8 protein-coding genes are annotated in these 9961 nt (G+C 69.0%); 6 read left to right on the top strand and 2 right to left on the bottom strand.

Annotated features, from left to right (window positions below; translation table 11 throughout):
- Window positions 1-224: 224 nt before the first annotated feature.
- Together hemE and AC1DSC_RS30235 are read left to right on the top strand one after the other, a co-directional pair.
- Window positions 225-1337 (top strand): uroporphyrinogen decarboxylase, encoded by a 1113-nt coding sequence (gene hemE, locus AC1DSC_RS30240; protein ID WP_436287249.1) that lies wholly within the window; start codon window positions 225-227, stop codon window positions 1335-1337.
- Between the two features lie 478 nt (window positions 1338-1815).
- Window positions 1816-3918, top strand: a complete 2103-nt coding sequence (locus AC1DSC_RS30235) for a primosomal protein N' (protein ID WP_436288284.1) — start codon at window positions 1816-1818, stop codon at window positions 3916-3918.
- A gap of 38 nt (window positions 3919-3956) precedes the next feature.
- Here AC1DSC_RS30235 and AC1DSC_RS30230 read toward each other — a convergent pair whose 3' ends face one another.
- Window positions 3957-4166 (bottom strand): hypothetical protein, encoded by a 210-nt coding sequence (locus AC1DSC_RS30230; RefSeq protein ID WP_012745878.1) that lies wholly within the window; start codon window positions 4164-4166, stop codon window positions 3957-3959.
- A gap of 254 nt (window positions 4167-4420) precedes the next feature.
- On the opposite strand from AC1DSC_RS30230, the gene AC1DSC_RS30225 reads away from it, so the two are divergent.
- Window positions 4421-5074 (top strand): hypothetical protein, encoded by a 654-nt coding sequence (locus tag AC1DSC_RS30225; RefSeq protein WP_278878859.1) that lies wholly within the window; start codon window positions 4421-4423, stop codon window positions 5072-5074.
- A gap of 6 nt (window positions 5075-5080) precedes the next feature.
- Here the strand turns inward: AC1DSC_RS30225 and AC1DSC_RS30220 are convergent, their stop codons facing one another.
- The gene (locus AC1DSC_RS30220) at window positions 5081-6094 is read right to left on the bottom strand and encodes an AEC family transporter (protein ID WP_436287248.1); all 1014 of its coding nucleotides are present in this window, start codon (window positions 6092-6094) and stop codon (window positions 5081-5083) included.
- Window positions 6095-6214: 120 nt separating this feature from the next.
- On the opposite strand from AC1DSC_RS30220, the gene AC1DSC_RS30215 reads away from it, so the two are divergent.
- From AC1DSC_RS30215 to AC1DSC_RS30205, 3 genes are read left to right on the top strand one after another with little or no spacing between them, the layout of a single operon-like run.
- On the top strand, window positions 6215-8320 hold the full coding sequence (locus AC1DSC_RS30215) for an ATP-dependent helicase (protein ID WP_012745875.1): 2106 nt from the start codon (window positions 6215-6217) through the stop codon (window positions 8318-8320).
- A complete protein-coding gene (locus tag AC1DSC_RS30210; protein ID WP_012745874.1) occupies window positions 8317-8778 on the top strand; it encodes a hypothetical protein in 462 nt (153 codons plus the stop codon). Before AC1DSC_RS30215 ends, AC1DSC_RS30210 begins: the two co-directional genes overlap by 4 nt.
- Window positions 8775-9953, top strand: a complete 1179-nt coding sequence (locus AC1DSC_RS30205; protein ID WP_028254049.1) for a phospholipase A — start codon at window positions 8775-8777, stop codon at window positions 9951-9953. The genes AC1DSC_RS30210 and AC1DSC_RS30205 overlap by 4 nt, the downstream gene beginning before the upstream one ends.
- Window positions 9954-9961 lie beyond the last annotated feature (8 nt).

Here is a 9961-nt window from a genome sequence, read left to right as displayed (position 1 = left end):
ATGCGCAGCGGTCGTTGATCAGCGAAGCACAACGAGCGTGCCCAAGTGCACAGGACATCGGGTGCTCCCCGCAGCGAAATAAAGGAGGAGCCGAAGGCGGGGGACATTCGCGGAGGGGAGTACCCGGTGGCCTGTGCACGCGCCCTGAAGGACAGCCCGAACAAGAGCGCCCAAACAAGCAGCCCAGCAAAAGCAAAGCCCACTCCCCCTGCGACAATCGGGGCATGCCCTTCGCCCCCTTGCAAAACGACACTTTCCTGCGGGCCTGCTGGCGCCAGGCCACCGACCACACGCCCGTCTGGCTCATGCGCCAGGCCGGACGCTACCTGCCCGAGTACGTGGCCACCCGCGCCAAGGCCGGCAGCTTCATGGGGCTGGCGACCAACGTCGACTACGCCACCGAAGTCACGCTGCAGCCGCTCCAGCGCTATCCGCTCGATGCCGCCATCCTGTTCTCCGACATCCTCACCGTGCCCGACGCCATGGGCCTGGGCCTTTCGTTCGAGGCCGGCGAAGGCCCGCGTTTTGCACGCCCCGTGCAGGGCGAAGCGGCCGTCGCGGCGCTCGAGGTGCCCGACATGGCCAAGCTGCGCTACGTCTTCGACGCCGTGGCGTCGATCCGCAAGGCGCTGGCCGGCCGCGTGCCGCTGATCGGCTTTTCGGGCAGCCCCTGGACGCTGGCCTGCTACATGGTGGAAGGCGCGGGCTCGAGCGACTACCGCCTCGTCAAGAGCATGCTCTACAGCCGCCCCGACCTGATGCACCGCCTGCTCGCGGTCAATGCCGATTCGGTGGCCACCTATCTCAATGCGCAGATCGACGCCGGCGCGCAGGCCGTGATGGTGTTCGACAGCTGGGGCGGCGTGCTGGCCGACGGCGCCTTCCAGGAATTCAGCCTCGCCTACACGGCGCGCGTGCTGGCCGGCCTCAAGCGCAACGGCGCCGACGGCCAGCCGGTGCCGCGCATCGTCTTCACCAAGGGCGGGGGCCTGTGGCTCGAAGCCATGCGCGAACTCGACTGCGAGGTGCTCGGCGTCGACTGGACCGTGAACCTCTCGGCCGCGCGCCGGCTGGTCGGCGAAGGCACCGACGGCAAGGCCAAGGCGCTGCAGGGCAACATCGACCCCAACGTGCTGTTCGCACCGCCCGCGCAGATCGAGGCCGAGGTGGCGAAGGTGCTGCAGGCCTTCGGCCAGCCGCATGCCAATGCCGCTTCCAAGGGCCCGACCCACATCTTCAACCTGGGCCATGGCATCAGCCAGTTCACGCCGCCGGACCACGTGGCGGCCCTGGTGCAGGCGGTGCACGCACAATCGCGCGCCTTGCGCAAAAGTTAAAAACGGTAAAAGAGCCGCCAGCCGCGCAGGGACGCGGCCGCGGCCCCAAAAATCGATTTCCCGGCGTTTGTCAAGCATAAAAACGGTGTAGGAACACCGACTTATGCACAAAACACGTGTTGCACTGCGCAAGATTATCTGTAGGCCTCCCCTCTTTGCTCCTAAACCAATAGCGACGCTAAGTTGTTGATTTATATAGAGATTGAACTTTGCTTTTTTTGAGGGCAATCCAGTCAGAGGCTTGATTTTCAAGGCTCGCCGGCGTGTCGAGCCCGGTTGTCAACAAAGTTATCCACAGAAACTCTGGATGACCCCCAAAGCACTGGAAAATCAACGACTTAAGCGATCTTATTCAAAGTCGCATTAACAAACCTTGCCAACAAGGACACCCATTCCCACCGTCAGCCCCGTCTCCGAAACAGCAGCAGCAACGCCAGCGGCCGGCTCCGCCGCGGCACCGGCGAGCGTGCCCGCCGCGATGGCCTGGCGGCTCGACATCGCGGTGCAGACGCCTGCGCATGCCGCGCTCGGCGACCTGCTGAGCTATGCCAGCCCTGCCGCCCTGGTGCCCGGCACGCTGGTGCGGGTGCCGCTGGGCCGGCGCGAGGTGCTGGGCGTGGTCTGGAATCCGCCGGTCTCGCTCGAAAATGCCGAGCCCGACATGGCCCTGAAGCCCGTGGGCGCCGCGCTGGACGCGCTGGCCCCGCTCGGCGAGGCCTGGCGCGACCTCGTCGCCTTTGCCGCGCGCTACTACCAGCGCTCGATCGGCGAGATCGCCCTGGCCGCGCTGCCGCCGCAGCTGCGCGACCTGAGCGGAACGCAGCTGGCGCGCCGCCTCAGGCGCAAGACGGCGGCCGGCCCGGTGGCCGAGACGGCCGAGGCCGCCCACCCGGTCGCGCTGAGCGCGGAGCAGACGGCCGCGCTGGCCCGCATCGAGGCGGGCGAGGCCGGCACCTTCCTCCTGGTCGGCAGTACCGGCAGCGGCAAGACCGAGGTCTACCTGCGCTGCGTGGCCGACCTGCTCGCGGCCGACCCCGGCGCGCAGGCGCTGGTGATGGTGCCCGAGATCAACCTGACGCCGCAGCTCGAAGCGCGCTTCAAGGCGCGCTTCGGCGACGACGCGGTGGTGTCGCTGCACAGCGGCATGACCAACCCGCAGCGGCTCGCGAGCTGGCTCGCGGCGCACAGCGGCGCCGCGCGCATCGTGCTGGGCACGCGCATGGCGGTGTTCGCGTCGATGCCGGGCCTGAAGCTCGTGGTGGTCGACGAGGAGCACGACCCCAGCTACAAGCAGCAGGAAGGCGCGCGGTATTCGGCGCGCGACCTCGCCGTCTGGCGCGGCCAGCGCGAGGGCGCGAAGGTCATCCTCGGCTCGGCCACGCCCTCGCTCGAAAGCTGGCACCAGAGCCGCCCCGCCGAGGGCGAGGACCCGGGCGGGCGCTATGTGCGGCTGGCCATGCCGTCGCGCATCGGCGCCGGCGAGCTGCCCACGGTGCGGCTGGTCGACATGAACCTGCAGCCGCCCAAGACCGTGATCTCGGCCGCGCTGCTCGACGCCATCGGCCAGCGCATCGCGCGCGGCGAGCAGAGCATGGTGTTCCTGAACCGCCGCGGCTATGCGCCGGTGCTGGCCTGCGCCGACTGCGGCTGGAAAAGCGAATGCCCGCACTGCAGCGCCTACCGCGTGTTCCACAAGATCGACCGCACGCTGCGCTGCCACCACTGCGGCTTCACCGAGCGCGTGCCGCGCGCCTGCCCATCCTGCGGCAACCCCGACATCGCGCCCGTGGGCCGCGGCACCGAGCGGCTCGAAGAACACCTGGCGGAACTGTTCGCCACGGTGACGCGGCCCGACGGCAGCGCGGTACGCATCGCGCGCATCGACGCCGACAGCACCAAGAAACAGGGCGCGCTCGAATCGCAGCTCGCGGCCGTGCATTCGGGCGAGGTCGACGTGCTGGTGGGCACGCAGATGATCGCCAAGGGGCACGACTTCCGGCGCATCACGCTGGTGGCGGCGGTGAACCCAGACGGCGCGCTGTTCTCCAGCGACTTCCGCGCACCCGAGCGGCTGTTCAGCCTCTTGATGCAGTCGGCCGGCCGCGCGGGCCGCGACGCCGCCTACCTGGCGGCGCAGGGCGCCACGGCCGAGATGTGGATCCAGACGCACCATGCGCAGCACCCGCTTTTCTCGGCCCTGCGACGGCACGACTACACGGCCTTCGCGCGGCAGCAGCTCGAGGAGCGCGCCGCCGCCGGCATGCCGCCCTTTGCGTTCCAGGCGCTGCTGCGTGCCGATGCACGCACGCAGGAAGCCGCGCAGGCCTTCCTGAACGCGGCCAGCGCTGCCGCGGAGGCGCTGGAAGGCGCCGACCGGGTGGTGCGCTATCCCGCGGTGCCGCTGGCGATCCAGCGCGTGGCCAATGTGGAAAGGGCGCAGATGCTGATCGAAAGCCCCTCGCGCGCCGCCTTGCAGCGCCTGCTGGCGCAGTGGCAGCCGCTGCTGCATGCCCTCAGGCGCACGCCCGAAGGCAAGGGCGTGATCCGCTGGCTGGTCGACGTCGACCCGCACAGCATCTAGGACCCGCCCCGCAGGCCTTGGCCGCGGCGCTCAGTCGCTCAATAGAGGCCCGCGGGCTCCTTGCCGACGTCGACGTAGCGCAGTTCGGTGCTGCGGCGCCGCGCGCTGCTGGCGGGCCATGCGAACACCACCAGGCTCAGGGCGCCCAGCGCGAGCGAAGTGCCGGCGCCGAGCATGTCGGCATGCCAGGACCAGCTCACGCCGGCAACCCAGGCCAGCCACAGCAGGATACGAATAAGTATTGCCATCGTGCTGCCCCATTCAAACTTTGATTCACAAACACTTTATCAGGCATTGTGCAAACTCAAGTATTCATCTGAAGGCATAGCAGTAGCTATGCCTTACGGCCGTTACTCGGCAGCGGAAATATTGTGAAAAAACCGTTGACTGCGCTGCCGCGCGCTGCACAAGCTGTCGCTGTGCGACGCCCGTTCCGGCGGCGCACCTCAAGCAAAGCACGCTGGTCCTCGGGGGGTCGTCTGTCGTGAAACTGCCTTCATCTGTGGTTGCTGCGGTTCTCCTGTTCGCATGCCTTGCATGCTCGGCGGCCGAACTCGACCTGCAGGGCAGCCGGCTCGTGGTGTCGGGCATGCTCGACGGCAGCGCCATCAAGGCCTTCACCGAGCACCTGGGCAAGGGCACCGTGCGCACCGTGGTGTTCGAGGATTCGTTCGGGGGCACCGCCGAGGCGGCCGGCGCCTTTGCCGACGCCATCCGCGCGAGCGGTGTGGACACCGAGATCCGCGGCCAGTGCATGGCCGCCTGTGCCTATGCCTTCCTGGCCGGCAAGGCGCATCGCTTCGGCTGGGGCCTGCAGGTGAACGGCGTGCTGCTGCCGGTGTCGGCCAGGCCCTCGGCGGCCGAGCTGGCGGTGCGCTGGCGCAGCGAGGAGGTCCAGAAGACGCTGGCGGAATTCACGCCCATTGCGGCAGCCGCGCCCATCCAGGCCACGGAAACCCGCGCCGCCGACGCACCCAGGGACAGCGCCCGGGACAACTGGCGGCCCGAGCACGGCGTGCTCTTCACGGCCAGCCCGACGCTGTTCGGCCGCATCTACAACGCCTTCTATTGCGACGGCACCCAGGGCCGCGACTTCTCCAAGTGCGAGCGCCTGTCCGATGCCGATCCGTTCAAGCTGGGCGTGCTGACGCCCTGAGGCCGCTCAGCGCAGCACGCCGACCGCGAACGGAAAGCTGAAGAAGGTTGCCACCGTCGTCCACAGGATGATGCGTGCGATGCGGCCGTTGTCGGCCCCGAAGCGCTCGGCCAGCATCGAGACGTTGCTGGCGCTCGGCAACGCCGCCACCAGCACGATCACCATCAGCGCCGAAGAAGACAGCGGCAGGCCGAGCGCAATGGCCCCCTGCCCCACCGCCCACACCAGCACCGGATGCACCAGCAGCTTGACCGCCACCACCGGCAGCACGTCGGCCAGCGGTGCCTTGGGAGGCAGCGCCGACTTCGTGCCCATGGCGGCCGCCACCGCCGCGCTGGCGCCGTGCTCGCGCGCGAGCAGCGCCGAGCGCGCCAGCACCGCGCCGATGGTGAAGAGCGCCACCGGCGAAGCCGCATCGGCCAACATGGCGATGGTGCGCTCCACCGGCCCCGGCAGGCGCCAGCGCGCCGCCGACAGCAGCACGCCCAGCAGGATCGACCACGGCATCGGATTGACCAGCACGCCGCGCAGCGCCTGGCGCGCGGCCAGCCGCGGGCCGTGCTGCCCGCCCGCGCCGTCCAGGCGCGACAGCGCAATGCACAGCGAAGAAGTCACGACCAGGTCGAACGCGATGGTGATGATCATCGGCCCCGCGGCCTGCGCGCCCAGCAGCGCCACCAGCAGCGGCACGCCCATGAAGCCGGTGTTCGGAAAGGCCGCCACCAGCGCGCCGAAGGCCCCGTCGTTCCAGCCGATGCGCGCATTGCGGGTAAAGACCACCACGCCCGCCACCACCGCCAGCGCGCTCAGGCCCCAGACCAGTGCCACGCTGCCGTCGAGCAGCTGCCCGATCGGCGTGCCGGCGCCAAAGCGCAGCAGCATGCAGGGCAGCGCAAAGTACAGCACGAAGGTGTTGAGGCCCGGAATCGCGTCCAGCGGCAGGATGCGGACGCGCGCGGCGCCATAGCCGGCCGCGATCAGCGCGAAGAAAGGAAAAGTTACGAGAAATACAGGCAGCACGCGCCGATTGTCGCCGCGTCCCGCATCGTGAACTCTGGCGGCCTCTCCGGAAACATGCGCCCCGTATCATTGCGCGCTTTGCGCCTGCCGTTCCTCCGCGGCCTTCCGTTCCCACTCCCCATGTCCTCCGGTCTCAATCTCGCGCAACAAGAAGCTGTCAACTACCTGCACGGCCCCTGCCTGGTGCTGGCGGGCGCGGGCTCGGGCAAGACGCGCGTCATCACGCACAAGATCGGGCGGCTGATCCAGGCCGGCCTGGAGCCCAAGCGCATTGCGGCCATCACCTTCACCAACAAGGCCGCGAGCGAAATGCGCGAACGCGCCAAGGGGCTGATCGGGCGCGAGGCGAAGCACGTGGTGATCTGCACCTTCCACGCGCTGGGCGTGCGCATGATGCGCGAGGACGGCGCGGTGCTGGGCCTGAAGCCGGCCTTCAGCATCCTGGACAGCGACGACGTCACCAAGATCCTCAAGGACGCGGGCGGCACCACCGACACCGCCACCGCGCGCATCTGGCAGTGGACCATCAGCAAGTGGAAGAACATGGGCCTGAATGCCGCGCAGGCGGAAGCCGCCGCGGCCGACGACAACGAGCGCATCACCGCGCGCATCATGGCGCGCTACGAAGAGCGGCTCACGGCCTACCAGAGCGTCGACTTCGACGACCTCATCGGCATGCCGCTCAAGCTGCTGCGCGATTTCGACGAAGTGCGCGCCAAGTGGCAGGCCGCGCTGGGCCACATATTGGTGGACGAGTACCAGGACACCAACGCCACGCAGTACGAAGTGCTGAAGGCGCTGGCCGGCGAGCGCGGGCGCTTCACCGCGGTGGGCGACGACGACCAGTCGATCTACGGCTGGCGCGGCGCCACGCTGGACAACCTGCGCAAGCTGCCGGTCGACTACCCGGCGCTGAAGGTCATCAAGCTCGAGCAGAACTACCGCTCCACCAGCGCGATCCTGCGCGCGGCCAACAACGTGATCGGCCCCAACCCCAAGCTGTTTCCGAAGACGCTGTTCTCCGAGCTCGGCGAAGGCGAGCCGGTGCGCGTGGTCGATGCCGACTCCGAGGCGCACGAGGCCGAGCGCGCGGTGGCGCGCATCGTCAGCCTGCGCGCGGGCGACACCGCCATCGAGGGCAAGCAATACAAGGAGTTCCGCGACTTCGCCATCCTCTACCGCGCCAACCACCAGGCGCGCGTGTTCGAGCAGGCGCTGCGCAAGGCGCAGATTCCCTACAAGGTGTCGGGCGGCCAGAGCTTCTTTGACCGCGCCGAGATCAAGGACCTGTGCGGCTGGTTCCGCCTCTGGGTCAACAACGACGACGACCCGGCGTTCCTGCGCGCCATCACCACGCCCAAGCGCGGCATCGGCCACACCACGCTCGCGAGCCTGGGCACCTTTGCGAGCCAGTACAAGCTGAGCCTGTTCGAGGCGCTGTTCAGCCCGTCGCTTCCGAGCGTGATGCCCAAGCGCACGCTCGAGGGCATCCACGAGTTCGGCCGCTACATCAACGACCTCGAATACCGCGCGCGCCGCACCATGGGCGCGGAAGACTCGCGCACCTTCATGCTCGACTGGCTCAAGGAGATCGACTACGAGAAGCATCTCTACGACGGCGAGGACAGCGAACAGGCCGCGGCCGCGCGCTGGACCAACGTGATGGAATTCGTCGACTGGATGTCGCAGCGCGCCGGCGGCACCATCGACGATGCCTCGGGCGCCGACGGCAACATCGAGACCGAGCGCAAGAGCCTGCTCGAGGTGGCGCAGACCATCTCGCTGCTGTCGACCATCAGCGAGCGCGAGCAGGACCAGAACGTGGTCACGCTGTCCACGCTGCATGCCTCCAAGGGCCTCGAATGGCCGCACGTGATGCTGATCGGCGTGACCGAGGGCCTGCTGCCCTTCAAGCTCGAGGACGACAACGGCCGCCAGCTCCAGGTGAGCGACGACACGCTGCAGCGGCTGCAGGAAGAGCGCCGCCTGATGTACGTGGGCATCACGCGCGCGCAGCGCAGCCTGGCCGTGAGCTGGACCAAGAAGCGCAAGCAGGGCCGCGAGATGGTGCCCTGCGTGCCGAGCCGCTTCATCGCCGAGATGGGCCTGGACAAGGCCACCACCCGCGAAGACCCGCGCGAGAAGCTCAAGGCGCTGCGCGCCGAGTTCGCGCGCAAGGCACAGGACAGCGCGGCCGCCAAGGCCGCGGCTGCGGCGGCGCCATGAAGAGGCTGCTGCCCGCCTTTCTTGCGGCGCTTCTTGCCGCCACCGGCTGCGCCACGGCAACGCAGGGCGGCGGCGGCGACTGCCCCGCCGATGCGCGCGAGCTGCCGCTGCAGTCGCTCTACGGCCACTGGGAGGCGCGCTTCGACGGCACTCCCGCCGCGGCCGCCGTGCAGCTCGGCAGGCACCCCGACTACGCCGGCGTGCGCGGCACCATCACGCGCCCCGCACACGGCGGTGCCCAGCCGACGGTGGCGCAGCTCGCGGGCGACGTCGACGACGACGGCGCCCTCTCCATCGACGAATCGCTGGACGGCCGCGCGATCAGCGGCGTCTGGGCCGGCACCCTGCAACCGGGCTCCTGCGGCCGGGAATTCAGGGGCACGTGGCGCAACGCCGCGGACGAAAGCACGCATCCGTTCGTGCTGAACAAAAAGGGAGGGATGCAAGGAAACCAATGACCCAACGAACACACGCCATCTTCTCCGTCTCCCGGCTGGCGGCCCTCGCGGCCTGCCTGGGCGGCACCGCCGCCGCGCATGCGCAGGCCACGGACCAGCCGCGCAGCCCGCTGGCCGATGCGCAGCTGACGTGGCAGCAATGCGCCGCGCTCGGCAACAGCAACGAAGCGCGCCTGGCCTGCTTCGACCGCTGGGCGCAGCAGCAGACGCTGCCTTCGGTCTCGGTGCCCGTGGCGCCGCCGGTGCTGGCCAGCACGCAGCCGGCGCCGCCGGTGGACGCCGCTATACCGGCCACGCGCGTGATCTCGGTCGGCACCAGCGAAGGCTGCCGCGACCGCCAGTACTCGGCGCTGTCGCGCTTCTGGGAACTGGAGAACGGCACCGACTGCGGCACCTTCGGCTTCCGCGGCTACCGGCCGCTGAACGTGTCGGCCTCGGCCGCCACCAGCCGGCCCGACACGCCCACCTCGCCCTCGGAGGGCCATACCGGCACGCCCGTGGCCTACCAGGCCAACGAGATGCGCATCGGCCTGTCGGTGCGCACCAAGATCGCCCAGGGCCTGCTCACGCAGAACGAACCGGCCAAGAAGGACTCGCTGTGGTTCGCGTATTCGCAGCAGTCGACCTGGCAGCTGTTCAACGGCTCGATCTCGCGGCCGTTCCGCACCACCGACCACGAGCCCGAGCTGATGTATGTGTATCCGCTGGACTTCGCCCTGCCCGGCGGCTGGCGCTGGCGCTATGCGGGCGTGGGCGTGGTGCACCAGTCGAACGGCCAGAGCCTGCCGCTGTCGCGCAGCTGGAACCGCGTCTACCTGATGGGCGGCGCCGAACTGGGCGACCGCTTCACCATCACCGGGCGCATCTGGCAGCGCATGTCGGAAGAGGCTGCGAAGGACGACAACCCCGACATCTCCAACTACATCGGCCGCGCCGAGCTCACGGGCCGCTGGAACTTCAACCGCGACAACACGCTGGGCCTCACCGTGCGCAACAACCTGCGCGACAGCGGCCGCGGTTCGGTGCGGCTCGAATGGCTCAAGGCCATCGGCGATCCGGCCACGAGCAACCTGCGCTTCCATACGCAGCTGTTCCACGGCTACGGCGACACGCTGGTCGACTACAACCGCAAGCGCACCGTGCTCAGCATCGGCCTGAGCCTGGTGGACTTCTGACTTTTCCA

Source organism: Variovorax sp. 01N425, from assembly GCF_056399465.1.
This window is presented reverse-complemented; position numbering and strand designations above follow the sequence as displayed.

Bases quoted from the DNA above. Each gene is read 5' to 3' on its own strand.
- hemE (WP_436287249.1), top strand. From the start codon at position 225: ATGCCCTTCGCCCCCTTGCAAAACGACACTTTCCTGCGGGCCTGCTGG.
- AC1DSC_RS30235 (WP_436288284.1), top strand. From the start codon at position 1,816: ATGGCCTGGCGGCTCGACATCGCGGTGCAGACGCCTGCGCATGCCGCG.
- AC1DSC_RS30230 (WP_012745878.1), bottom strand. From the start codon at position 4,166: ATGGCAATACTTATTCGTATCCTGCTGTGGCTGGCCTGGGTTGCCGGC.
- AC1DSC_RS30215 (WP_012745875.1), top strand. From the start codon at position 6,215: ATGTCCTCCGGTCTCAATCTCGCGCAACAAGAAGCTGTCAACTACCTG.
- AC1DSC_RS30210 (WP_012745874.1), top strand. From the start codon at position 8,317: ATGAAGAGGCTGCTGCCCGCCTTTCTTGCGGCGCTTCTTGCCGCCACC.
- AC1DSC_RS30205 (WP_028254049.1), top strand. From the start codon at position 8,775: ATGACCCAACGAACACACGCCATCTTCTCCGTCTCCCGGCTGGCGGCC.